This is a genomic window from Phycicoccus sp. Root101 (assembly GCF_001426245.1).
Lineage (GTDB): Bacteria > Actinomycetota > Actinomycetes > Actinomycetales > Dermatophilaceae > Pedococcus.
Genome location: NZ_LMCM01000006.1, coordinates 662,067 through 687,430 on the forward strand (window position 1 = coordinate 662,067; position 25,364 = coordinate 687,430).

The following is a 25,364-nucleotide window of genomic DNA, read 5'->3' on the forward strand; positions in this document are numbered from 1 at the left end:
ATACCTGCCGACTCCTCTTCGCCATCGACCGACCGTTTCCCTAGGGCTCGGAAGCGAAGCATGCGGAAGGAGCACGTGGAGTTTCTGGCCGATACTTGCGGCATCTTCGCTGTGACGCGGTAGGTCCGGCCGTGGCCAAGGTTGATGTTCGTCGCCGCCAGCCGCGCCCTCCGCCTCGACGGGTATCCCGGTTCGGCATCCACAACGTGCCCCACAGTATTGGAGGTGAAGCTCGGTTCGATGACCCTGTCGTCTACGAAAGGAACTTCACGCTTCGCGGGTTCCGGACCGGGCCGATACCGGGGCGTTCATCTGTCCCGATGAGCGCCGCAGCCTCGCGTTCTCCTGCTCGAGCTCCTTGAGGCGTTGCTGCAGTGGCGCGATAGCCGATTCCAGCTCCTCGGTGGTGTACCGCGGCGTGATGTGCTGAGGACAGTTCCAGTCGAACGCGGTGATGTGAACTCGCACCTCGCGCTCGATCCGGGCTGGGTAGCCCGGAAGCTCCAGTGCCCGCGCCGCGTCAGGGTCGTGCATGAGATCGCGCACTTGTGCGACACCGAAGACCTTGAGTCGGACCTGGCGGGAGTAATCCAAAAAGATGATCGCTACCCGTGACTCGTCCTGCAGGTTTCCCGTAGTGATGTACTGCCGGTTTCCGCGGAAGTCCGGCCACGCGAGTGTGTGAGCATCGGGCGTGGTTACGAAGCCGCGGGGTCCACCTCGGAACTGGACGTAGGGCCAACCGCTCTGCGACATCGTGGCGAGGTAGAAGCCGTCCTGCTCGCCGATGAAGGTGCGCTCCGCCTCACCCATCGGGTCGTCAGGTCGTGCCGGGCCGTCTTCGACGTGGTGGAGGCGCCGCTGTGCCGCCCAGCTGCCGTATTCACGCTGCGCATCGCGGACTGCGGAAGTGAAAGCAATGTCGTAGTACTTGCTGCTCATCGCGTTCCCTCTCAGTCAGCGCGGGGTGATCTGGCCTTGGGCCGCCCTTGGGCAAGCTTGGACTGACCTGCGACCTGTGCCATCGGCTAGGTGACTGCATCACCAACGTGTTACGGCAGGGCCCCGTGGAAGGCAGGAGGATAGCGGCTGCGCAGCCAAGTGGCGGGCACGTCTGGGGGCTATGGAGTTGGCACGACGATGCTGCTTGATCTTTCGTGTAGCCGAGCGGAAACGTTTTCGCGGGGACGCGGGGTGCCGACCAAACGACGCGAGACAGCGTTCAGACTCGCCGGAACGCTGCTTGGATTGAGGCGGGTCGCGGTGCCAGTCCTTTCCTCTTCTTGTGGGCACCGTGTTCGGGGCATCGTCCTGGGAAGCAGCGACTGACGCGTGCCCGTGCATGGGCACCGCATGACGCTGTCCGGTGGCTGGCCCAGGAGGCGTGCGCGGGCGGTGAGTACCGGGCCACTGGTTGCCCTCTTGTACCGCTGACGGTGTAGGGCGGTGCATACGCCCGGCCTTCGAGGCACGAGCCAACCGTCCCGCGCACAAGCGCATTGGTCGCCTGTGGAGTTTGACCCTGCAGTCGATCGGCCGATGCTCCCGCTACCCCGGGGCGCGACGCTGCTGCGAATCAGAGTCGACGACGCGAAGCGGACGTCAGCCAGCTTTACCTTCGAGCCGGCTCACATGAACCTCAAGGAGGACACATGCCTACGAACGTTATTCTCATCCACGGCGCCTTCGCCGATTCCACGAGTTGGGAGGGGGTCATCCCCAAACTCGTCGGACTTGGGCACCGCGTGATCGCTTGGGCCAACCCCCTTCGTAGCGTTGCCGGCGATGCGGCGGCGCTCACCTCCTTGGTGCGGAGCCTGGACGGTCCGGTCCTCCTTGTCGGCCACTCATATGGTGGGGCTGTCATGACCAACGTTCCCCGCGACGCCGGGGACATCGTCGGACTTGTCTATGTTGCCGGGTTCGCGCTCGAGCAGAACGAGAGCGCTGGTGACGCTGCATCTCTCGCGCCGGGCAGCACACTGGCAGAGACCCTTCAGCCGGTTCCCCTCGCTGACGGTGGCGTGGATGTTTACATCCTTCAGGAGGGCTACCACGCCCAATTTGCGGCTGACCTGCCTGCGGAGCAGGCAGCCGTCATGGCGGTGACACAACGACCGGTCACCCAAACGGCCCTGTCGGAGCCGTCGGGCGCGACACCCCTGTGGCGGACCGTACCGAGCTGGTTCATCTTTGGCGAGCTGGACCGGAACATCCCGGCCGGCGCGCACCACGTCATGGCTGTGCGTGCGAACTCTCAGCACACCGTCGAGATCCCCGGCGCCTCTCACGTCGTGGGCATCTCCCATCCCGACGCGATCGTTCAGGTCATCGCCCAGGCCTCCGGCAGCAGGTCCTCGGTCGACGCCTGACCGTCTCGGCACTCACCGACCGCACCACCCAGCCGTATTTGGCGCGCCCTTCGCCGGGACACCCGGTCGCACAACGCCTGCGTGGCCTCGTCACGTCAGCTCCTTCCGAAAGGACACACCGATGATTCCCGTCCACCACCGCACCGTCGAAATCGACGGTCTCGACGTCTTCTACCGCGAAGCCGGCAGCCCCAGCGCGCCCACGCTCGTTCTGCTGCACGGCTTTCCGACCAGCTCGCGCATGTTCCGCAACCTCATGCCGCTCCTCGCCGACACCTACCACGTCGTCGCACCGGACCACATCGGGTTCGGGGAGTCGTCCATGCCCTCAATGGACGAGTTCCCCTACACCTTCGACGCCCTTGCCGACATCACCTCGAAGCTGCTCCAGAAACTAGACGTCGGGAAGTTCGCAATGTACGTCCACGACTACGGCGCACCCATCGGCTGGCGTCTTGCACTCGCCGAGCCCGGACGCGTTACCGCGATCATCACCCAGAGCGGCAACGGGTATGAGGCCGGGTTCGTCGAGGAGTTCTGGGAGCCCATCTGGGCCTGGGCCAAGAACCCAGGTCCCGATACTGAACCGGGAGTGCGCTTTCTCGTCAGCATCGAGGCCACCAAGTGGCAGTATCTGCACGGCGTCCACGAACCGGACCTCGTCAACCCCGACTGCTGGGCGATTGACCAGGCGTATCTGGACCGGCCCGGAAACGACAAGGTTCAGCTCCAGCTGTTCCACGACTACATCAACAATATCGACGGCTACCCGGCGCTGCATGAGTACTTTCGCAAGACGCAGGTGCCGCTCCTGGCGGTCTGGGGCGCCAACGACAAGATTTTCGGCGCGCCAGGAGCCCCCGCATTCAAGGACGACCTGCCAGATGCGGAGATCCACCTGCTGAACGCTGGGCACTTTGCACTTGAGAGCCAACTGGACACCATCTCCAGTTACATCCGGGGCTTTCTCGGCGCTCATTCCTGACTTGGACGTCTCGACACCCGTGCGCGCCGACCACCCCTCAGCCGACATGAACTTCCGATGGCTGGGGCCCGCGCCACCTGTCAGAGACCCGCCCGGGACGAAAGGCAGACGATGCCTGACGAGGACATCACCGTGGAAGCAGGCGCCCTCGCGCCTCCATCCGCGCGGACGCACGTAGGAACGGGCCGGCCCGTGACCCGACTTCGACTGGACCTTATGGGGGTGCCCTTGGGGTTTGCCGCGGTCGCTCAGTGCTACTCCGCATCCCGCCAGGTACTGCCGGGGCTTCCGATGTGGTCAATCAACGTGTGGTGGCTTGCCTCTGCGGCTATCGCCACCGTCATGGCGGCCGCATGCATCGTGGACGTTCTCACGCACAGCAGCTTCGCGGTCGAGGCGCGCGACGCGACACTAGGACCGTTCTTGGCGCTGACGCCGATCTTGTTGATGGTCTACGGGCCGGCCGTCGGCGTCCACGCAGAGAGCGCCGGTCGGGTGGTGTTCCTGCTAGGGCTCGGTTCTCTGGCGGCTTTCGGGTCGTGGCTTAGCGGTTGGTGGATCGTCGGTGACGTTCGACTCGAGCGCTGGCACCCGGGTTACCTGCTGCCGACCGCTATCGGGGGGCTCGTAGCCGCCGGCAGTGGCGCACTGCTCGGCTATCGAAGCCTGGCGCTTCTGGCCTATGGGTGGGGTCTAATCAGTTGGCTCTGGATCGGCTCGATCGTGTTGGTCCGATTGGCCCTTGCGGCTCCGTTGCCGCTCGCGCTCACGCCGGCCTTGGCCATCCTTGCAGCGCCCCCAGCCGCCGCCGCCGACGCGTGGTTACTCTTGGGGAACGCCCCTGTCAGCGCCGTCATGGGCGTCCTGGCCGGGTGTGTTTGTTTGATGGTGGGAGTTCAGCTCTGCCTGATACGGGTGCTCCGTCGAGTCCCGTTCGGCGCCGGATGGTGGGCCTTGGTCGTCTCCTACTCAACAGTCGCCGCCTTCGCACTGGACTGGCTTGCTCGGTCCCCGGCGCCACTCGGGGCGCAGAGGGCCAGTGCCGCTTCTCTTCTCGTGGCGGTGAGCGTCGGCATCGCGGTGCTTGCAGTCAGATCGACCCTCGCCATGCTGTCCCTTCTTGGAAGGGCCGTTCTTGAGCGGACCGAAGGGCGTCCAGCCGCACCTTCTCTGATCGGTCAGATACGCCCGAGAAGGTTTGACACCAGCCGTCGGCCAAAGGACACATGATGGCTTCGCTGGTGTCCGTGAATGTTGGCCGTCCAAAACTAGTCTCCTGGTCCGGTCGCACCGTACGCACGGGTGTGTGGAAGGAACCCGTCGAGGGGCGTCGCCTAGTGCGAAGCCTCAACATCGAGGGGGACGGCCAAGGCGATCTCGCCGGTCACGGCGGCGCGCAACGGGCCATTTTGGTGTATCAGTCCGACTCCTACAGGTACTGGGAAAACCATTTCGGCGTCGACCACCTGTCGCCGGGCGCCTTCGGCGAGAATTTCACCGTCGACGGGCTACCCGACGACAAGGTCTGCATCGGTGACCGGTTCGCAATCGGGACGGCGCAGTTCGAGGTGACCCAGCCCCGCGTGACGTGCTTCCGCGTCGGTATGCGGCTGGGTCAGCCGCAACTGCCGGCCCTACTTGTCGCCCATCACCGGCCGGGCTTCTACCTGCGGGTCCTTCAAGAGGGGTTCGTGGAAGCGGGGGATGAGGTCACATTGCTGGAGCGGGGAAGGCACCAGCTGAGCGTGGCCACCACCGACGCCCTGTTGTACCTCCCAAACCCGGATCTAGGCCTGGTGAACCTTGCGATCGACAACCCGGCGCTCAGTCCCGGTTGGCTCGGTTCGTTCACCGACATGCTCAAGGCCGGCCCTGGCGCCCGCTCACCGGCCGGTGTTCCGGCCGGCACCGGATCCGCATGGCCTGGCTTTCGAAAACTCGTGGTCCTAGACGTCGTGCCCGAAACCCGGCTCGTGAAGTCGTTCTACCTAGGGGCAGCCGATGGGAGGCCCCTACCCAGGGTGAGGCCGGGACAGTACCTCACGTTGCGGGTCACCGGTGCAGGCCAACCCGCGCCGGTACGCAACTACTCCCTGTCGGCCGTCGTCCCAAACACCACCGATACCGACGCCTCGCGGGCCAGCGGCGCAACATACCGGATTAGCGTCAAGCGGGAGTCAGCCGGTCGCGTCAGCAGCTACCTGCACGACCACCTTCTATGCGGAAGCGAGATCGAGGTAGCAGCACCGCGGGGCGAGTTCGTGCTGGACGACAGCACCGATCCCGTTCTATTGATCTCAGCCGGTATTGGGGTCACGCCCGTCCTGGCCATACTTCACGACCTAGCCCAAGCCCGTACGGAGAGGCAGGTGTGGTGGATTCACGCCACGCAATCCCTAGACACGCTCGCGTTCGCCGAAGAGGTCGAACAACTGCTAGCACTGTTGCCCTCAACTCGCTCCGCGATCTACCTCAGCGAGGGCCTACCCCCACTTCCGCCGGGAATCCGGGCAGGTCGCCTGACGCCTGAAATCATTGCGGCGATGGGGTTGCCGACGCCCGCGTCCGTCTACCTGTGTGGACCGCCGCCGTTCATGAACCAGACGGCCGACGCCTTGCTTTCTGCCGGTATAGGCGCAAGCAAGGTCCACACCGAGAGGTTCGGATCGGTATCGGCGATCAACCCGGGTGTCGTGACCGCACCCGGTCGCCAGGCTCACCAGCCACGCGGCGTCACCGGCACAGGCCCGGCGGTTACCTTCGCACGTACCGGGTTGACGACGCACTGGTCGGATGAGTTCGCGAGCGTCTTAGAGCTGGCTGAGGGGTGCGATGTGCCTACCCGGTGGTCGTGCCGAAGCGGCGTGTGCCACACGTGCGTCACCTCGATCATGTCCGGGACCATCGACTACATCACCGCACCCCTCGAGCCGCCTGGCCACGACGAGACCCTGATCTGTATCAGCCGACCTTTGGACGACATTGTCCTAGATCTCTGAACCGACGGCGCGGCTTTGTTGCGTAGGCAACTGGGTACGCATTCGCCCATCGGTGGACGCCTCACAGGAGGTCGCCATGACAAACAACCAAGCCGCGACGACACCTGATGTCATCGCGTTCGCATCAGTCCGCGTCCCGCCCGGCGAGGAGGTGGCGTAATGATCACGCACGAGTACGACGTGGTAGTGCTTGGCGCTGGGGCTGTCGGTGAGAACGTCGCCGACCGTGCCGTCCGCGGAGGACTCACAGTCGCCTTAATCGAGGGCGAGCTCGTTGGAGGCGACTGTTCCTACTGGGCGTGTATGCCGTCCAAGGCACTGCTCAGGCCAGCGGGGGCCCGGCAAGCCGCCCACGGGACGCCCGGCACTCCACCATCGGTCCTGGAGGCACTCGATGTGGAGTCGGCGCTTGCCACCCGCGACCGGTTCGCGAGCCACTGGGACGACACCGGTCAGGCCGAGTGGGTCGCGAACGCCGGCATCGACCTGATCCGCGGCCGCGGGCGCCTCTCCGGCCGACAACAGGTGACCGTGGCAACTGAGGAGGAGGAGCAGGTGCTTAACGCCCGCCACGCCGTGGCGGTGGCCACAGGTTCCGACGCCTACGTACCCGACATCGAAGGGTTGGGGTCTGCTCGTCCGTGGACCAGTCGGCAGGCGACGAGTGTCAAGCATGTGCCGAGATCGCTGGCCATCATCGGCGGAGGTGTCGTGGCGGTCGAGATGGCCACCGCCTACGCCTCGCTGGGCTGCCAGGTCTATGTAATCGCCCGCAGCGGGCTGCTCCAGGCGTTCGAGCCGTTCGCGGGCAAGATGGTCGCGGGCGCGCTCCGCGACCTGGGCATAGGGGTGTTTCTCCACACCGGCGTACAACGGGTGCACCGGACTACGCAGGGGCGGGTACAGCTGACGACCACGGCCGGTCAAGTTTCAGCAGATGAGGTGCTGGTGGCTACCGGCCGCGCTCCCCGCACTGACGACATCGGCCTTGAGACCGTCGGCCTGACGCCCGGAAGCTGGCTGACGACCGACGACACGCTTCGCGTGCAGGGCTATGACTGGTTGTACGGAGTCGGCGATGTCAACAGGCGAGCTTTCCTCACCCATCAAGGCAAGTACCAAGCGCGAGCAGCCGGTGACGTGATCGCGGCACGAGCTGCCGGACGGCCGGTGGAGAACGGGCCGTGGGGTAGGCATGTAGCCACCGCTGACCTCTTAGCGGTACCGCAGGTCGTCTTTACCCGCCCGGAGGTTGCCTGTGTCGGCTTCACCGCCCGAGCGGCAACCAACGCCGGCTACCGGGCCCACGTCGTTGACTATGACCTCGGCGCAGTCGCGGGCTCTAGCCTGCACGCCGATGGGTACAAGGGCTATGCGCGGATGGTGGTCGACCAAGAGCGTCAGGTCATCTTGGGCGCTACGCTCGTCGGCCAAGATGTCGGCGAGCTGATCCATGCGGCCACCGTGGCTGTAGCGGCTGAGGTTCCGCTTCACAGGCTGTGGCATGCCGTCCCCTCATATCCAACGATGAGCGAAATCTGGTTGCGGTTGCTCGAGACCAACGGTCGCACTCAACCCCAACCGCGCGAGCTTGTCTGAGCGGTGGGCGGTGGGCGGAGGGCCAAGCAACCAGGTCCATGCCAGCTTCGAGAGGCGCGAATACCCTTCGTGCAGGCGCATGATGATCGTCAGCAAAGTCCGGACGTAGTGGCACTGAGCAGTCCTCGCCGTCTTCCGCGTAGCGGCTGATGCGCCCTCCTGCCACGGTGCAGCGGGGGGACTTCGCGCCTAAAGGCCCACCTTCTACAAGCTCGCGCGGGCGGGTGTCGCCGGGCCGTCGACACCCGCCGAGAGACGGGTCCGGCCCGGCGCACCCCGCACCGCTCCCCGGAACGGCCCCGGGTCCGGGCCGTTCCGCGCCAGAGCGCCGCCTTGCCTCATCCGTTGCGGTGGATGCTGTGGGCGGCGCGCAGGATCATCTTCGCCGTGGCATACGGGTGAGATATGCCGACCACGTGCGAGGCACCTACTACTTCCACGACCTGCCGAGCGTGGGCGCGTTCAGCCATGTACCGGTGCGCTGCAGCGGGAATATTGCGGTCGAGTTCACCGAAGATGAACCAGCTGGGGGTGCCCTTCCAGAGAGGATCGGGCCCGGCCGGCTCTGAAAGCGCAGATTCCAGAATTGGCCGTTGGCCGGCCGCCATTTGGGCGCTTTGACGGTCATCGAGGTCGGCGCAGAACTGGGCGCGATACTTGGCCTGCTCGATGTAAAGGTCCCGTCCCCCAGTGCGGAGGTTGACGAAGGTCAGGGTTGGGGCGAGCGTCGAACCGGGGAACTTGCTACTCAGCGCTTGAGCGCTCTCCCCTGCAGCCGGGGCGAAACCTGCCACATAGACCAGACCGCGGATGTCAGCGGAACCGCGGTCGACGTTACTGATGACGGAACCGCCGTAGGAGTGGCCTCCGAGGATGACAGGGCCCGAGACTGTGGCGACGAGGTCGCTTATGTAGGCGGCGTCGTAAGCGACGCCGCGCAATGGGACAGCCGCGCTGACGACCGACAGTCGGTGGCGCTTCAGCAGGGTCACCACCGTGTCCCAGCTGGACGATTCGGCGAAGGCACCGTGCGCCAGGACGACAGTGGGAGTCTTGCTCGCTCCGCCAGTCCCACGTCGGCGCGAGTCGGTAGGGGCCGCGGTCGCTGCTCCCGCCGCAGCGCTCGTCGCGCCGATGGCGGCCCCGGCCAAGGCGGTCGCGCGCAGGACAGTCCGGCGGCTCACCCCGGAGGTGACAGGGGGGTCGGTGGACGGGTTGTGCGAGGGAGACGTTGTGCAAGACATTTGGGGGCGCGTCCTTTCGTGAGTGTGGAACCGGGTCGGGAGGTGGCAATTCAGGATCGGCGCGAAAGCACCACCCCTACTTGACGCGCGCCCTACCCGTCCACGGGCGCACATGTTCGCGAGGTGTGGTGCCGCATTGGTTCGCTCAGCACGCCGTGACGTCCCTAACGCTGCTTTTTGCGAACCCATCTGGCATCAGCCAATCGACTGTCGTCGCTCCCCCGGCCGGCCCGAGTCGCCTGCGCTCGCGACCAGCCCAATGAGCCGCCTGGGGTTCCTGCCAACTCCGCGAGGCTTTCAACAGCATCTTGGCCAACCGCGCGATTGCGGACGCCGAGAGGGGCGTGAGCACCAGCGGCCCCCATGCCCGCGCGGTCTCAAGGCCAAGGTTCGAATCAGCCCGGTGACCAATGGGGCCTCTCGTCAGATCTACCCTGCTTGGAACATCGTCCGCCGTACTGTCCTTGGTGAACAGCGAGGTCACCCGGGCTCCATGCATGTCGAGTTCCTCGGAACGGACTGGGCACGGGACGGCCGAAACTGCCAACACCACCCGGCCGGACGCAGTGCAGGGGGACGCTCGGTCGGGCCGGGCGGTGCGACAGAGACTGGCTCGGGCAAGCGCGCTAACCGAACGAACCAGTTCGTTACATATATTCCGAGATTAACAGCGTGAAGTCAAGCCGTCTGCCTTCAGGCCTGGCCATGAGCCCTAGTGCCACCTGACGCCGCGGCCTCTCCTGTAAGGAGCCTCAGAGACTCGACCATCGAGGCACGGTGAAGCTTCATGCGTCCCGCGCCCCACGCCTCCGCCCCCTCAGCGAGTTGAAGTGCACGGGGGGCCAGCAGCCAGGAGTGATGGATCGACCACACAACAGCGAAAAGGTCCACGGCCTGAGCGCTGCTAAGGTCCGGGCGAGCAGCGCCCAGTGAGGCGATGCACCGCCGATAGAAGTCGACCTCGCCCGGGGCGGCCTCGGGGCGCTCGAGTTGGCGCCAGAGGTTCAGCCGGAGAAGGTCAGGGTTGTCGGCAAAATAGTCATAGATGTCACTCACGTACCGCGGCACGTCATCCCACCGTTCGGGAATTGCGGCGGCGCTCCTCCACAAGCTATCGACGACCACTATGTCGAAGAGTTCTGCCTTGTTGCCGAAGTATTCGTAGATCGCGCGCTTGTTCGCAGATGCGCTACTGGCGATCCGATCGACGCGGGCGCCAGCCAGTCCGAACTTCGCGAACTCGTGAAAGGCGGCGTTCAAGATACGCCCCTTCGTCGCCTCGGCCCTCTCCTGCATTCGGTCACAGTAGCGGGCGCGGGCACCAGCGGCTTTGCACGAAGGCGGGCGCCTGGGCGAGCCTGCATCGACAGGAAGACTTGCCGCCCACGTAGGTCCGTGAACTAGGGGGAATGTCAACCTGTGTGTGTCACGCAGAGCAGGGTCGCTGGTGAAGCGGGGTGCGGTGCACAGCAGGGAACCGCACTTCATCCCGGACCGCGCCCTGGCCGCTCGCGGGTGACCACACCGGCCGCCCCTTGTCCTTGAATGCGCCACGGCGTCCGTGCCGCCGTGGCTTCGGCTCGACGCGTTTGGGTGGCGGAGGAGTCCGCGCCCGTGGCGGCGATGACGTGACGCAGCACTTCATCAGGATGCACATGCTCAGGCTCGCTGTGCCTGGTGGCACCGTCCGGGTCGTGGGTGGTGTCGACATACATTCGGTTCGATTCCCGGCCGCGGGTAGCCATGACGTACAGCGGCTCGCGTGTTGTGGTCGCGGTGACGTAGGCGTGCGCGGTGTCGACGGTGCGTCCCTGCGCCCGGTGGGCGGTGGAGGCGTACCCGAGCTCGAGGTGCTCCTTGACATAGTCGGCGGGGAGAGTCGCAGTCTCACCCGTTGCGACGCGGGCAACTCTGACCCTCCCGTCCCCCCGCGTCTCGCGAACGATCCAGTCATCGCCGTTCTTAACCCAGCCGCGCCCTGTGGACAGGGCGCGGACGTTCAGCCGGGTGACGACCACGTCCCCCACCCCAATGGTGTTGCCGTCGGCACTGGCGACACCACGGTCGGCGACTGCGCCCATGGCAACACTGTGCGCTCGGGCTCGTGCGTTAAGGTCCGCGACGGTCTGGGCGTCAGCGGCGATCATCAGGGACTGCAGGCCGGCGCGTGTGTCGTCGAGCCAGGCGTCGAAGAGAAGGTCGAGCATGTCCTCCCGGGTACCGGACTCGACCCGCCCGTGCGCCAGGTACGTATCGGCGGCCTCGGGTTTTCCGGTGCGCAGCTGGAGGGTGGCGTCGCGCTCCCATTCGTGGCGGAGTGACGCGGGCTTGTCAGCGGCGATGAAAGGTGACCGTTCGCTTCCCGCTGCTTGTCGCACCTCAGCACGCGCGGGGCGATCAACTGCCCCTCGCTCAAGAAGTGTCAGTCACCGGTTGAGAGTCGACCGGCCCATGCGGCCGCCTCACCACGAGTCGAGGTCTGGGACTTGCGCAGGATGTTGGACACGTGGGTGCTGACGGTCTTGTCGCTGATGAACAGAGCCTGCGCAATCTCGCTGTTCGATCTTCCGGCGGCAACGTGCGCAAGGACTTCTCGCTCGCGACTAGTGAGCTCGGCGAGGCCGGTCTTCGCAGATGCCTGCTCCCACGGCTCCACGACGACCGGGTCTAGTCGAAGGTGGCTTGTTTGGGCGCTGAGGGTCAGTGCTTGTTGCAGCGGCTGGGCGCCGAGCTTCTCGGCGATGGTCATGGCCTCGCGCAGTGATGCGGCTGCGTGGCCGCGAGGAAGTCCTTCTGCCAAGGCGCGCTGACCTTGGCGGAAGGCCGCCGTGGCCTGCTCCCAAAGCATGTCCGCCTGCTGACAGGCGGCCTTGGCCTGTGCCCACTTGTTCGACTGCTCGGGCAGGCCCCGAAGACGCCCTACCTCTGCCGCGTAGAGCGCTTGGCGGGCCGGCTGGATGCGATCAGTGGGGCCCCAAGGGATGAATGCCCTCGTTTGCCCGGCACTGCGCGCGTGGTAGACCCGGCTGAGGGCGGCGCCTGCTGTCTCGAGTGCGTCGTCACGGCTGTTGTCCCTGCCCTGTTCGGCCAGGTCCGCTGCTGCTCGGGCGGCAAGCAGGAGGAGCTCGTCGGCGTCGCGCGGGTCCGCCAGCGCCGCGCCCATCTGGGTCTCGATCACGGTGAGTGCCTGTGCCGGCTCTCGACTTCCGAGCAGCTGTTCGACCTGCGCGTAGGGGTAGGAGGCGGTGCCGCGGTAGTCAGTGGACGACAGTTCGGCGGCCCAGGCCAAGTGCCGTTCAGCGCGAGTCTGGTCGCCCCTTCGAAGGCTGAGAATGGCCAGGACGCAGTGGGCGTCTGCGCCGCGATGTCCGTCGTCTCCTGCCGACAGGGCCGGGCGCAGGTATTCCTCGGCCTGCTGCCACTGGCCCAGCGAAAGGGCGAACATGGCAGCACAGGTGAGCAGAAAGCGTCCTCTGGGCGCTGCGCCGGCGAGGATTACGTCGCGTCCGTGGTTGGCGTCCGCCTCGATACCGGCGGCGTTCTGGCCGCGGGCCGAGAGCTGATTGTGGATTTCGGCGGCGGCGTCGGCCATGTGGAGGACTTCGCCGGCGGCCGCAGCAAGGCCGTACGCCTCCGTGGCCCAGCCAAGCGCGTGCTGCGACTCCGGGTAGACAGCCGCCATGAGTGTGAGCGCTGGCACCAAGGCATCCGACGAACCCACTTGGCGCGCGGCTGTGAGGGCGGCCTCGGCCCGGTCTGTTGAGCCCGGTCGTCCCGACCAGAGCTCGGACCAGGTCGAGGTCACGTCAACGATGACGTGTTCCGGGGTTGCAGGCACTAGGACTGCCAACGCCATTGCTTCGCGCAGCGGCTGCGTCATCGCCCCAAAGGACAAATGCTCTGCCTCCATGAGCATCCGGTGCTGCAGGGTGAGCAGGCGACAGGCCATACCGGGGTCCGTCGTTCGGTCCGTCAGGGCTAGCGCCTCTTCGAGGAGACCGAGTCCCTCCTGAGGCCGGTTGACACCCTGGCAGACCATGCTCGTCCGCAGCAGCAACTGCACGTATTTCGCAACCGGCTCGATGCCAGCCATGACCTGCGGCCACAGTCGACACGCTCGGTGCAGGTGCTCCAGCCGTTCTGTTTCCCCTTGCGTCGACGCCGCCGAATCGGCGGCAATCAAGGACCACTCGAAAGCCTTTGCGAACTCTCCCGCCAGTTCGTGGTGGCTCGCCATATCCCCTGGTGCAAAGGTTGAGGTGCCGGCCAGAGCCCTGGCGTAGGCGGAGTGGACCGGAGCAGGGTCGGGGGCGTTGACGTCCCCGGTCAGGAGCTCTGCGATCAGTGGATGCCTGAACCACACTAGTTTGCTGACAGGGCGTGTCAGAATCCCAGCGGTCACCGCTTCGGCCACCGCGTCTCGAACTACGCCCCCATCGGCCAGTTCGGGGTCCACTAGGCGGCCCACGGTCTGGAGGACATCCAGGGTCACGGGACGTCCACCAAGAGCGAGCAGTCTGGTGCTCTGTCGCGCTGTCCCACTCAGGGAGTGCCAACGGGACAGCAGCGCCTCGCGAAGCGCCGCAGAAGGCGAACCGGACGGCTCGGCGCTGTCGGACCCAGCGACGCACACGAGCAGCTCGGTCAGGTACGGATTGCCCCCCGAACGAGAGTGCACGCGAGACACCTGCGCTGGGGACATCGCCTCACCGGTCAACGCCGCGACCTGCGCGGCCGTTCCATCTGGCCCGAGCCGCTCAAGGTGGATCTCCTCGACTGCGGGCATCCGCCGAACCTCGCCCAGCCACGAAGTGAGGGGATGCCCTTCGGGCCGATCCTCGTCCCGAACGGTTGCCAACACCGCCAACCGCTGATCGCGGAAGCCACTGATAAGGAACGCCAGCAGGTCCAGGGACGAGGCGTCTGCCCACTGCAGGTCGTCAATCACCAAGGCAGTAGGGCAGCGACGAGCCAGCCGGACCAACGCTGTGTCGATCTGTGGCAAGGCCAGCCCACGCTCGCCAGGGGCGCCCGAGCCCAGGCTAGGGAGCAGAGAGCTCAACACGTCCAACCCAGCGAACACGTCATCCCTGACTGCGCGGTCCACGGCGGCGACCCAACCGTCTAGGGCAGGGATGAGCGCGGCGAATGGCACCGAAGCAGCACCAAAGTGCACGCAGGTCCCCCACAACACCGCGCCGTCGAAGTGCTCGCAGACCTCGCGGACCAGAGCCGTCTTGCCGACCCCTGCCTCCCCATGGATGAAGACCACCCCGGGATCTCCCTGCGCCGCGGCACGCAAAACCCTTGCCAACCTCTGCCCCTCCACTGACCGGCCGACCACCGAGGCCTGAGGTGCCATTGAGCCTCCACGCATAACCGCAGTGTCCGCCGCCCCGACCGCAAAGTCACTGCCCGCCAGAGCCAACTCAAGTCGAGCGGGACAGGACACCCACCTGTTCCCCTGCCAAAGCCGCGAAGCCTCGCACCACACCGGGCCGAAGAAGCCCATGAGCACGTCACCGAAACGCTTCACCCGCCTCGCCAGCTACGGCCCGTCATCCACACGCCCACCCTTCGGTGGATGTCCTGCGCCCACGACCCAAAGTCGGTGCACGCTCGTCCCCCCCTCGGCGGCTCGCGCTGACTTGTTGGTTGGCGCGTAGCCATCTAAGGGGTTCGGCGGTGCGATCTAAGGCTTAGTACCGGATGCCGCTCACGACCACCAGGGGGAGCGTGAAGCAAGGAGTAAACCTCATCACCACGAGCCTCAAGGAGGCAGACATGAGCTGCACAACTAGCCAGCAATGCGACGCCAGCAGCGTCCTGGCTGCTGTCCCGAACCGGCGTGTCTTGGCCGGTGTCGCTGTCATTCGAACCCCCGGAACCCTCGGTAGGGCTAGTTCTGTCCGTCGCCACATCACGACCCTGATCACGGTTGCCGGCCTGACCGCACTTGCCCTCGCCTCTGCGAGCGCCCCGCCAGCGTCCGCCCGTCAGGACTTCGGAATCGACACAGGGACGACCATTTCCGGGCATCCGGCGCGCCTCACACTGGCCCGCATCGGAGGTCAGATTGTCCGCTGCGACACGGGCGAGGGGAACCTCGGCGGAGCCGGGGCGGAGGCGCCGCTCACCCTGCCTGCGGTCACTACTTGCAACCCGAGCACTCCAGCTGGGCCGGGCTCGGCTGCTCAGGCGCGACAGCTCGAGCACGACCCGCTGAGGTGAGGTCGATGCCCGACACCCGCAGTCGGCGGCTTGGGCCGCGACCCGCCACCCGCTCCCCTGCCGGTGACGACCTGGAGACCCCGCAGCCAGGGATTGTCGCTGGGGGCGTGCGGCGGCACCGAGATCTCCGCCGCCCCCACCTCGCGGTGGTCCTGACCACCGCGGTGGTGAGGGCGACGGGCGGGGTCGCGTCGGGGGCTCCTACGCGACCGCACCCCCGTCCGCCCGGGGCTCCCGAACCCGACGGCTCTTGCACGCACACCCGCGCTCCCACCTGGATCGACACCACCACACTCAGCACCAGCAAGGGCGCCTCCATTGGCACGTGTCACGGCAGACCTGGTCTGCGGCCCTCCCCGACGATGTGCCCCTTGCCACAGCGAACGCATGCCTCATACGGCTTGTTGTCCTTGGTCAATTTCCGGGTCCACCTGTGCAGGCCCACCAAGCAATGCCACCGACCAGACACCACTTGCCCCCTTCACGCCGAAGACACCCAAGCCTCGCGAGTAAAGATACCGACGCTCCTCGCACCGGTGCGACCCGTCAAGACGCCGGCGACGTCCCTTTCCTTGACCGGCCTACTGCGCAAGTTTCGTGGTGAGCTAGTTCCTGAGCAGGACCGCTCCTACGTGGAAATCAGATATCCACTCACCCTATGGATCAGCTCATCACGCGAATCCGGCCTAATCACCGCAAGCTCGTGGCCCTTCCCAGTCGACCTGCTCGGGGGGGACACTCGGGTCGTACCCCGGAGGTGCGCATGATCTCGCGCCCGCATTCTTCTGCTTCTAACGTCCCTACCGAACCTTCCGCGGTGACCCGGCGGGTGGCTGTAGGCCTGGCTGCCGCGATAGCAGCGGTGATGATGGTTAGCGGTTGTGCAGGGAACGACTCTTCGAGCGGCCGTGCATCGACGCTGGCCCAGTCGTCGGCGCCCCTACCCAGTCCGCCAGACGCAGGCACAGTTACCACTGCCACTGACAAGTATCTGTTCAACATCTTGTCGCCGGCGGTCTCGAACGTCCGGGCCGTCCTGGTCATCGTCGACCGGAAGCCGCTCGTGCAGCTCTACCGCTCCAGCACCCCCGCGCAGGCCCACGACGTGCACTCGGTCACCAAGAGCGTCATCGGCACGCTCATCGGGATCGCCCTGTCCGAAGGACGGCTGCACTCCCTCGACGACACGCTCGCGACGCTGCTGCCGCAGCACCACGCCGACATGGACTCCACGGTGGGCGCCATCACCCTTCGCCAGCTCCTGACCATGACCGCCGGCCTACCGCCGGACCAGGCCAACGGGGAACCACCCTCCTCGTTGTCCGGCCCTGACTGGGTGGGCAACATCCTGCGCACTGGCACCGTTGCACCTCCGGGCAGGTCCTTCGCGTACTCCAGCGCCGGGTCGCACCTGCTCTCGGCCATCCTCACCCACGCCACAGGCAAGTCCGCCCTGGACTACGCCCGACCACGCCTCTTCGACCCCCTCGGCATCAACACCCGCAACGCGGTGGAGCCACGTACCGCCGACAAGGCTGCCATCGCCGCATACGACAAGGCGGACTTCGCGTGGCCGAAGGACCCCCGCGGCATCCAGCTCGGCTTCGGCGCGTTGAAGATGGCGCCACGCGACATGGCCAAGCTGGGCCAGCTCTACCTCGACGGCGGTCGGTGGAACGGGCGCCAGATCGTCCCGACGCAGTGGGTGGAGGCGTCCACCACCGCCCAGGTGGCCACCCAGAGTGACCGCGGCGCGCTCGCGGAGAGCTACGGGTACCAGTGGTGGGTCACGCAGGAGAAGGGGCACGCCGCGTATGCCGCCCTCGGGTTCGCAGGTCAGGTGGTCGAAGTCGTCCCCGACCTACGCCTGGTCGTCGTGGTGGCCACCGAAGCCGGGGACAACAACCTTCGCTGGGAGCATGTCCGCGGCATGGTCGCGGACGCCATCGTGCCCGCCGTCGGCGGCTGAAGGACAGGGCGGCTGACGGGCTGCCGGACATGCCGGGTGTCGGCCGGCTATCCCCCACCGCCGCCCATGAAGCCACCAGCGATGCCCATCCCGGCGTTCGTCCCGGAGCTGATGCCGTCACGCCGTTCCTTGAGGCAACGGGCACAGCGCTCATAGCGCTGGCCATCCGGGGTTCGCGCGTACTCCCAGTGGTGGTGGAGATTCGTCTTGCACAACAGGGTCCTGCTCGATGGCTTCACGTCGTCCTCCTGGAGTCCACGGGACAGCGTTCTCGCCGTCCCGATTCCCTGCAGAACCACTTGCCTCGCGCCTGCCCAAGCGGACCTCCGGAGGGCACGAGCCTGCTTGACGTAGGGCGCTCCCGCGCCACCCAAAGGCCACGGCGCCCCTTGGACATCGGGCACCACGACGACAAAGCCTCCATCCCTGGGTCAGTGGTTTCCGCCGATGCCCTCGCCGTCGAGGCCATAGGCGACCCTCGGGTCGCTGGTCGCTGCCCATCGGCCCACCTTGGGGTCGAAGCCCCCGTCCGCCCACAGGGAGTCGTCCTCGGGCTGCGGCTCCGCCCCGTCCCAATAGGCGTAGCCGCCCAGCAGCCCGAAGGACGACTCGGACAACAGCACACGTGCGGCCAAGTCCTGGAGCGTGTCCGGCGGCAGGCCCATCAGCAGCTGCCCGGGGGACCGGCGCTCGCCGCTGGTCACGAGGTGGGCGATCTTCACGTGGTCGTGGGCGGTCAGGTGATCACCCACGAGCAGGCTGCTTCGAAGGGTCGCTACCAGCGCCTCCTGGTCAGCTTCCGACAGAAGCGGTATCGCTTCGAGATGGGCGGCTTCGAGCGCGTCGACCGGGGCCGTGCGCAGGAGATAGCGGTACTGGCGTACCACGGGGTCCTCGGGTGCGACGGCCGCGATGGCGTCCGGGTCCTGCGGCCCTTTGCCGAAACTGAATCGGCTCATCTTTCGAGGATAGGAGCTACGCCGAACAACACGCCAGTCCCCAGAGCCACCGACCATCAGCGAAAGCGCGAAGACGGGCAGGTCGGCAAGCGGCGGAAAGACGCACAGCCGGATAAAGCAAATTACTCCTGGTGACGGCGAGGTCGTACTTCGCGCCGATGCGGCCCGCGCGAACGTACCGTTGCGAGTTCAGTGCGGTATTCATGCTGTTTCCTTTGGCGAGTTTGGCGATGGATCGGGTTGGTTCCGTGGCCCGGTGGCCGCGCCGCATGCGGCTTGCGTCATCGGGTGGTCATTGGGCTCGGATGGTGAACGGGACGGTGATGACGTGACCGTTCACAAGGCGGAACTGCGCCCATGTCTGGTAGGTCCCGGCGGTGGGGAAGTCGGTGTGCACGGCGAGTTCGGGGCCGAACGTCTGGCCCGGCAGGGCGAAGACGGGACGGCCGTTGGAGTCGGTGACCTCGGCGTGCTCGTGGGTGAAGGTCTGCCCGTCTGCGCGCATGATGACGATGTGACCGGCTGCTGCGAGGTACGGCTGGAGGTTGGTGACCGGTGTACCGGTGGTGGCGTCGGCGAACGTGTAGTTCAGGTCGCTGCGCCGGCCGGCGCGGGGGTTGCCGTCGAGCTGGACGCGGATCCCGTCGACTACGGCGGTGCGTGACCCTTCGGCGAGGGTGATTGGTGCAGGGGCGGCGCCTGCGACGGTGACGACCTGGCGTTGGTGGATGTCGGCCATGTCGCCTTGGCGCCGGAACTCGGTGTTGATGATGTAGCTGCCGGCCGTGGGGAACGTGATGTCGACGGCGAGCTCGCCCGGCTGCCCGGTCGGCTGTGGGTGGATGTGAGCGAAGCTGCCGAGGTCTGTCCGGGTGGCAATGAGGTGCATCCACGCTTGGTGGCTACGGGTCAGGTTTTCGACGGGCTGACCGGTCTGGGCGTCGAGCACGGTGATCTTCAGCTGGGTGGGCACCCTTGGCCGGGTGTCGGCGGGCAGGTCGAGGCGGACATCGACTCCGGCGTCGGCGGCGTCGACCGGGGGCACTTGCGCGGTCATCATGACACTCATCGCGGGGCGCATCGGCATGCCGGTGCTCTGGGTCCAGGCCAGCTGGCCGTTCATGCCGCGTGCGGCGAAGTCCATGCGGCTCAAGGCGGTCAAGCCTGCGCCGAGGGTGAGGGCGACGACGGCGACACCCGACAGGTAGGCGTACTGGCTGATGCGGGAACGCAGTGGCGGCCGCAGGATTTCGGCGACGGTGTCGGGGCGGGTGAACCGGCGCAGTCGCAGCGCGTTGGTGAGGACGCTGACCGAGCTCATCGCCATGGCGGCGCTGGCGAGCACCGGGTCAAGCCGCAGGTCGTGCCACCAGGACAGTGCGCCGGCGGCGACGGGGATGAGCAGCAGGTTGTACCCGAACGCCCAGCCCAGGCCCTGCTTCATGGTGGTGACGGTGCGCCGGGACAGGGCGATGGCGGAGACGATTCCGCGCAGGTCGCCGCCGACGAGGGTGACGTCGGAGGCTGCGATGGCGACGTCGGCGCCGGTGCCGATGGCGATGCCGACGTCGGCTGCGGACAGGGCGGCGGCGTCGTTGATGCCGTCGCCGGCCATGGCGACCACGTGACCTTGCTGCTGGAGCTCGCGGACCTTGGCGGTCTTGTCGGCGGGCAGGACTTCGGCCAGGACGTGCTCGATGCCGACCTGGCCCGCGATGGCGTTCGCGGTGGCGGCGTTGTCGCCGGTGAGCATCCACACCTGGGTGCCGAGGGCGCGCAGCTGGGCTATCGCCTGCGCGGACTCGGGCTTGACTGTGTCGGCCACGGTCATGATGGCGGCCGGCTTGGCGTCGATGGCCACGAACATCGGGGTGCGGCCGTGGGCGGCTTCGGCGGTGGCGGCCGGGGTCAGGGCGGTCACGTCGATGCCGTGGGCGTCCATCAGGGCTTGGTTGCCGACCAGGACGTGGTGGCCGCCGACGGTGGCGTCGATGCCGTGGCCTGGGACGGCGTCGAACGACTGCACTGCTGGCAGGGTGAGCGATCGGGTGGTGGCGGCGTCGACGATGGCTTCACCGACGGGGTGCTCGCTGCCGGCCTCGGCGGCGGCGACCAGGGCAAGGACGTCGTTCTCCTGCCAGCCACCCGTGGGGGTGATGGAAGTGAGGACGGGCTTGCCGCGGGTGATGGTGCCGGTCTTGTCAAGGACGACGGCGGTGACTCGGCGCGCGGTCTCGAGGGCGTCGCCGTTGCCGACGAGGATGCCGAGCTCGGCTGCGCGCCCGGTGCCGACCATGACTGCGGTCGGGGTGGCCAGTCCGAGGGCGCACGGGCAGGCGATGATGAGCACGGCGATGGTGGTGGTGATGGCGGTGGTCATCCCGCCTGGGCCGAACAGCGCCCACCCGGCGAACGTGGCCGCCGCGAGCAGCAGCACGATGGGCACGAACCAGGCGGAGACGCGGTCGGCGAGCTGCTGCATGGGGACCTTGGACCCTTGGGCGTCTTCGACGAGTCGCACGATCTGTGCCAGGGCGGTGTCCTGCCCGACTGCGGTCACCTGAAGGACCATGGTGCCGGTGCGGTTGAGGGTGGCGCCGATGACCTGGTCGCCGACGGACTTGTCCACGGGCAGGCTTTCGCCGGTCAGCATGCTCTCGTCGACGGCGGAGGCCCCGTCGGTGACTGTTCCGTCCACGGGCACCTTCTCACCGGGGCGCACCCGCACCAGGTCGCCGACGACGACCTGCTCGACCGGGATGTCGACCTCGGTGCCGTCGCGCAGGACGCGGGCGGTCTTGGGTGCGAGCCCGACCAGGGCGGTGATTGCGGCGGCGGTGCGCTTCTTCGCGCGCCCTTCCATCCACCGGCCGGCCAGGACCAGGGCGAGGATGACCAGGGATGTCTCGAAGTACACGTGCAGCGGCAGGCCCCACCGCTCGGCGGCGGCGGGCCACAGGGTGACGAATGCGCTGTACACGTAGGCGACACCGGTGCCCAGAGCGACGAGAGTATTCATGTTCGTGGAGCGGTGCTTGGCGGCGGCCCAGGCGGCGGCGTAGATCTCACGACCGGCCCAGAACTGGACGACGGTCGCAACGACGAGGATGGCTGGCATCAGCCAGTCCATGACGTCGAGGTACAGCGGCACGTACATGAGCACCATCAGTGCCAGTCCGGTGGCGAGGATGACCTGCCACTTTCGCTTGAGCGCGCGCAGGTGCCCGTCCCGGTCGTCCTGTGTCGACGCGGGTACCTGCTGAGCTGGTTCGTCGGCCTTTCCGTCGTCCTGGACGGTGGCGGTGTACCCCGCCTTGGCCACGACCGCGGTCAGCTCCTGCAGACCGACGTGCGCGGGGTCGTAACGGACGGTAGCGACTTCGGTGGCTAGGTTGACCTGCGCGCTCACTCCCTCGAGCCGGTTCAGGGCCTTCTCCACCCGCCCGACGCAGGAAGCGCAGGTCATGCCAGCGATGTTGAGGTTGCAGCTCTGGAGCTGGTCGGCGTCGGGGGCGGTGGCCGGTGTGCTGATGGCGGCAGTGGTTGTCATGGGGCTCTCCTGGGTCAGGCCGTGCGGGTGTTCTGAATCGTGGTGTTCCCGGGCTTGGGTTCGCCCCGGTGAATTAGCCGGGATGGGTGTCGTCTCCGGGTGAGCGCCGGCTCCTGGACGGTGGCCGATGAGCAGTCGCGCGTTAGGTGGGAAACCCGCTAGGCGGGAAGTGGACGGGCCGGGCGGTGCTGCCCCGTACGCTCACCCACGTGATCACTTCTGCCGCTGTCGGTGCGTGCGTCCTTCTGGCGGCTCTGGCGGTGTTCCAGGTGCTGTTGGCGTGCGGCGCACCGCTGGGGCGGTTCGCCTGGGGAGGGCAGCAGGACGTGCTTCCTCCGCGTCTGCGAATTGGCAGCCTCGTCTCGGTGCTCATCTACGTCCTGCTCGGTTGGGTGCTGCTGGCTCGCGCCGGTCAGGTAGGTGGCCGTGGCGCGATCGTGGGTGTGGGCGCGTGGGTCATCGCCGGGTTCTTCCTGCTCGGCGCTGCCGGCAACCTGGCGTCCCGGAGCCGTTCTGAGCGCTACGTGATGACTCCGGTCGCGGCACTGCTCTGCGTTCTTGCGTTGGTGGTTGCCGCTGCCGGCTGATGCCGAGCCCGTTGCGTGATGTCGCCCTACGGCCGGCGCCGGAACGCCCGCGGCGCCAGGTCAGATGGGAGGTTGCGGGTCGTACTGGAGGTCGCGGCGCACGATGCGGGCCCGGTCCGCACTCGCCATCCGCGCGACGAGGTGCAGCGCCATATCGATCCCAGCGCTGACGCCGGCGCTGGTGATGACGTCACCGTCGTCAACGAACCTGGTCGAGTCGCGTACGTCGATCGACGCGTCAAGCTCGTGCAGCAGATCCAGGGACTGCCAATGGGTGGTTGCAGGACGGCGAACCAGCACGCCTGCGGCAGCGTAGACAAGGGCGCCGGTGCACACGCTGGCGAGGAGGGGGACGCTCATCCGCTGCTGCCGTACCCACCCCAAATGGTCGGGATCACACATCAGGGATCGGGTGCCCTGCCCGCCGGGATGGATCAGCGCCTGAAGGGCCGGCATGGTGGTCACGGAGTGGTGGGGGGCAAGGACCAGACCTTTGGCGGCGCGGACGGGGTTGCCGTCGCTGGACACGAATGAGACCGACCAACCGTCCTGCGGGTGGTTCATGGTCCAGTTCGCCAGCACCTCCCACGGACCGACAGCATCGAGCTCTTCGACGTCGTCGAACAGCAGGATGCCGATGTGTCGCGCCGCCACTGGGACGCTGCTGTGCTGGGTGATGTCGGGCGAGGTCATGGGACTCTTTCTAGGGGATCGAGATGGTCGTCTGTCGGCGTTTCGGGTGCTCGGTCTGGGGGTGACGTTCCGACCCGGGCGCAGGGGGTTCCCCGGATCGGAACGCCAGCTATCTGGTCACGTTCGCCGCGGTCGAAACAGGGTGGACCGGGGCGGTGACGTGCCACGTGTGGTGAGGTGATTGGGCGATACCCGTGGTCAGGTCCCGTTTTCAGCGGGGTGTGGTGGGCCCTGGTGGGTGCTGCGTCGGGTGGGTGCTAGGTCCGGGGAGGCAGTGACGGTGGTGTTGAGGCCGGGGGACCTGTGGGGACGGGTGAGGAGCAACCGGCGGATGCGGTGCAGCTGTGGCATCAGTCCGTAGCTGACGATGGGTACCGCGATGGTGACGAGGACGCCGGTGCGGACCACTGGCGCAAGGGTGTGCACCCAGTTGCCGAGGAGAAGGTTCAGAACGGTCAAGGTGGGGAAGACGGCCACCCAGATCATCAGCGCGAGCTGGTGCGGGCCGGGGGGTGCCAGCCGGTGCGGCTGAGGTGGGTGGTTCATGGTGGCTCCTGGGGTGAAGGGGGCGCGGTGACGCCTGGGAGGCGGACGGCGGCTATTTGGTCGCGTTGCGCAGGTGGGCGGTCTGGTACCTCACGCCGCGGGTGGCGGGGGTGACCTCGGGTGCGCTGGGGTCGTCGGAAGGGCCGGCTGTGGGGCGGTTGGTTGAGCGGAGTCGGCGCTGACGTCGCCGTGCCGCGAGGGCCTTGGGCGTCTTGCTGGCCAGGGCTGCGAGGGCGAGGCTGGCGATGAAGAGAAGGACCGGCCGCCACGGCCAGCCGCCGTTGCCCAGGTTGAGGTGGGCGGTCGGGTAGCCGATCATCTTGGCGGTCGCGGACGTGGTGGCGGCGTTGCTGTGGTCGGCGAGGTTCTGTAAGGCGGAGACGAACCCACCACCACTGGTGCGGGACACGTCTGTGCCTGAGCGGTTGACGAGTGCTTCGACCGTGAGTTCGCGGTGGTCAGCCCAGGTCTGTAGGTGCGGGTCGATGGCGCCCGGTGCGTTGGCGTCGGGGACCAGGACGCGGGACAGGCGGGGGGCGTTGGTGTACTTGGTGGCGAGCAGGGTCAGGCCGTGGCCCGTCTGGACTGTGTCGGTGGTGGCGAGGGCGATGGTGCGGGCGGCGGCCGACTGGCTGTACACCTCGAAGGCAGCGGTGGCATCTAGTTCGCTGACGCCATCATGCAGGGCGATGCCGACTGTCGGCCGGAACCAGGGCATCAGGTAGTTCAGGCCCACAGGCCAGTCGCCGCCAACGAAGTGATCGTTGGGGATAACTGTCGTTTCGGTTGGGGTCCAGCCGAGCTCGGGGTGCAGGTCGGCAACCCGTTGCGCCTCTGCCGGGCCGGCGAGCTCGGCGACGACATGAAGGGCACCGGGGACTCCGGAGCTGACGGCGGCCGTCGTGGTGATGGACCCGTCCTGGACCCAGCGGCGGCCGCGTAGCCAGTGCACTGCGGGACGGCTCTTCTCCAGTGCGCTGATGCGGGACCAGTGGCTTGTGGCTTCCAGCCCGTCCAGCATTCCGGTCGCCGACAGGACGAGCGAACCGCTGCACACGCCCAGAACCTTTGCCCCAGAATCGTGTTGGTGTGACACCCATTCACGCAGCGGCGCTTCCTTGGCGCCGGTCGGGTCGCCGAGGCCGGGCACGACGACCAGGTCCGGCTTGAGGGTCGGGTCCGCATCAACGTCAGCGAACGTGTACGTCGGTAGCACGGATGGTCCGCCTTCGAGGGCGGCAGGGGTTGCGACGTTGGCGACGATGTAGGTCGTGAAGGCGGGCGAGCTCGCGAAGATGTCGTAGGGCGCGAGGATGTCGCTGGCGACGGTACTGCTTTGGCCGGCGACGAACGCGACCACGAGCCGTCGACCTTCTGCGTGCGCCCCGGCGGGGTTGGCAACGTGTCCAGGCTCGGCGTGTGGCAGCGACGCGGCCGGTGTCCCGGTAAAGGCGGCAGGGACCGGCTGATGGGTGCTGCGCGTGGTGACCGTGACGCCGGCGAGAACGATGCCGACAAAGGTCGCGACTCCGAGGGTGAGCTTCAGCGTCGTGCCAAGGACACGGCGGGGCCAGATCCTTGTGGGGGTCGGTGCACTGGTGGTCATGAGCGGTGCCTTTCCTGGCGAAGC

Annotated in this window: 17 protein-coding genes; 7 read left to right on the top strand and 10 right to left on the bottom strand. The window is 67.1% G+C overall.

Going from position 1 to position 25,364, the window contains the following annotated elements:
* Positions 1-267: 267 nt before the first annotated feature.
* The gene (locus tag ASC58_RS10455; protein ID WP_056919203.1) at positions 268-942 is read right to left on the bottom strand and encodes a pyridoxamine 5'-phosphate oxidase family protein; all 675 of its coding nucleotides are present in this window, start codon (positions 940-942) and stop codon (positions 268-270) included.
* 710 nt (positions 943-1,652) lie between these two features.
* On the opposite strand from ASC58_RS10455, the gene ASC58_RS10460 reads away from it, so the two are divergent.
* The 5 genes from ASC58_RS10460 to ASC58_RS10480 all read left to right on the top strand — a co-directional run bounded on the left by ASC58_RS10460 (position 1,653) and on the right by ASC58_RS10480 (position 7,955).
* A complete protein-coding gene (locus tag ASC58_RS10460; RefSeq protein WP_056919204.1) occupies positions 1,653-2,372 on the top strand; it encodes an alpha/beta fold hydrolase in 720 nt (239 codons plus the stop codon).
* A gap of 121 nt (positions 2,373-2,493) precedes the next feature.
* Positions 2,494-3,357, top strand: a complete 864-nt coding sequence (locus tag ASC58_RS10465) for an alpha/beta fold hydrolase (protein ID WP_056919205.1) — start codon at positions 2,494-2,496, stop codon at positions 3,355-3,357.
* A 192-nt stretch (positions 3,358-3,549) separates the two neighbouring features.
* Positions 3,550-4,587, top strand: a complete 1,038-nt coding sequence (locus tag ASC58_RS10470; RefSeq protein WP_162246839.1) for a hypothetical protein — start codon at positions 3,550-3,552, stop codon at positions 4,585-4,587.
* Positions 4,588-4,694: 107 nt separating this feature from the next.
* On the top strand, positions 4,695-6,356 hold the full coding sequence (locus ASC58_RS10475; RefSeq protein WP_200947782.1) for an MOSC and FAD-binding oxidoreductase domain-containing protein: 1,662 nt from the start codon (positions 4,695-4,697) through the stop codon (positions 6,354-6,356).
* A gap of 159 nt (positions 6,357-6,515) precedes the next feature.
* Positions 6,516-7,955 carry an NAD(P)/FAD-dependent oxidoreductase gene (locus ASC58_RS10480; protein ID WP_056919208.1) on the top strand — a complete coding sequence of 480 codons (1,440 nt, stop codon included), beginning with the start codon at positions 6,516-6,518 and terminating at the stop codon, positions 7,953-7,955.
* 338 nt (positions 7,956-8,293) lie between these two features.
* Here the strand turns inward: ASC58_RS10480 and ASC58_RS10485 are convergent, their stop codons facing one another.
* From ASC58_RS10485 to ASC58_RS21855, 4 genes are all read right to left on the bottom strand, one after another.
* A complete protein-coding gene (locus ASC58_RS10485) occupies positions 8,294-8,992 on the bottom strand; it encodes an alpha/beta fold hydrolase (protein ID WP_255353300.1) in 699 nt (232 codons plus the stop codon).
* A 900-nt stretch (positions 8,993-9,892) separates the two neighbouring features.
* Complete coding sequence (locus tag ASC58_RS10490) at positions 9,893-10,495, bottom strand: TetR/AcrR family transcriptional regulator (RefSeq protein WP_056919209.1); 603 nt, start codon at positions 10,493-10,495, stop codon at positions 9,893-9,895.
* A gap of 188 nt (positions 10,496-10,683) precedes the next feature.
* Positions 10,684-11,577 (bottom strand): hypothetical protein, encoded by an 894-nt coding sequence (locus tag ASC58_RS10495; RefSeq protein WP_056919210.1) that lies wholly within the window; start codon positions 11,575-11,577, stop codon positions 10,684-10,686.
* Positions 11,578-11,621: 44 nt separating this feature from the next.
* Entirely contained in the window at positions 11,622-14,711 is a 3,090-nt protein-coding gene (locus ASC58_RS21855) for an AAA family ATPase (RefSeq protein ID WP_369796220.1), read from the bottom strand.
* A gap of 1,722 nt (positions 14,712-16,433) precedes the next feature.
* Here ASC58_RS21855 and ASC58_RS10505 point away from each other — a divergent pair.
* Positions 16,434-17,399: a serine hydrolase gene (locus ASC58_RS10505; RefSeq protein ID WP_056919212.1), complete on the top strand. Its 966-nt coding sequence runs from the start codon at positions 16,434-16,436 to the stop codon at positions 17,397-17,399.
* Between the two features lie 431 nt (positions 17,400-17,830).
* Here the strand turns inward: ASC58_RS10505 and ASC58_RS20995 are convergent, their stop codons facing one another.
* The gene (locus ASC58_RS20995) at positions 17,831-18,358 is read right to left on the bottom strand and encodes a hypothetical protein (RefSeq protein WP_056919213.1); all 528 of its coding nucleotides are present in this window, start codon (positions 18,356-18,358) and stop codon (positions 17,831-17,833) included.
* Between the two features lie 292 nt (positions 18,359-18,650).
* A complete protein-coding gene (locus ASC58_RS10515) occupies positions 18,651-21,908 on the bottom strand; it encodes a cation-translocating P-type ATPase (RefSeq protein ID WP_056919214.1) in 3,258 nt (1,085 codons plus the stop codon).
* A 209-nt stretch (positions 21,909-22,117) separates the two neighbouring features.
* On the opposite strand from ASC58_RS10515, the gene ASC58_RS10520 reads away from it, so the two are divergent.
* Positions 22,118-22,495 carry a hypothetical protein gene (locus ASC58_RS10520; RefSeq protein WP_056919295.1) on the top strand — a complete coding sequence of 126 codons (378 nt, stop codon included), beginning with the start codon at positions 22,118-22,120 and terminating at the stop codon, positions 22,493-22,495.
* A gap of 60 nt (positions 22,496-22,555) precedes the next feature.
* On the opposite strand, the gene ASC58_RS10525 is transcribed toward ASC58_RS10520, so the two are convergent.
* The 3 genes from ASC58_RS10525 to ASC58_RS10535 form a co-directional block, all read right to left on the bottom strand.
* Positions 22,556-23,188 carry a DJ-1/PfpI family protein gene (locus ASC58_RS10525; protein ID WP_056919215.1) on the bottom strand — a complete coding sequence of 211 codons (633 nt, stop codon included), beginning with the start codon at positions 23,186-23,188 and terminating at the stop codon, positions 22,556-22,558.
* A gap of 198 nt (positions 23,189-23,386) precedes the next feature.
* Positions 23,387-23,734 (bottom strand): hypothetical protein, encoded by a 348-nt coding sequence (locus ASC58_RS10530; protein ID WP_200947783.1) that lies wholly within the window; start codon positions 23,732-23,734, stop codon positions 23,387-23,389.
* Positions 23,735-23,786: 52 nt separating this feature from the next.
* On the bottom strand, positions 23,787-25,340 hold the full coding sequence (locus ASC58_RS10535; protein ID WP_082553164.1) for a DJ-1/PfpI family protein: 1,554 nt from the start codon (positions 25,338-25,340) through the stop codon (positions 23,787-23,789).
* Positions 25,341-25,364: the final 24 nt, after the last annotated feature.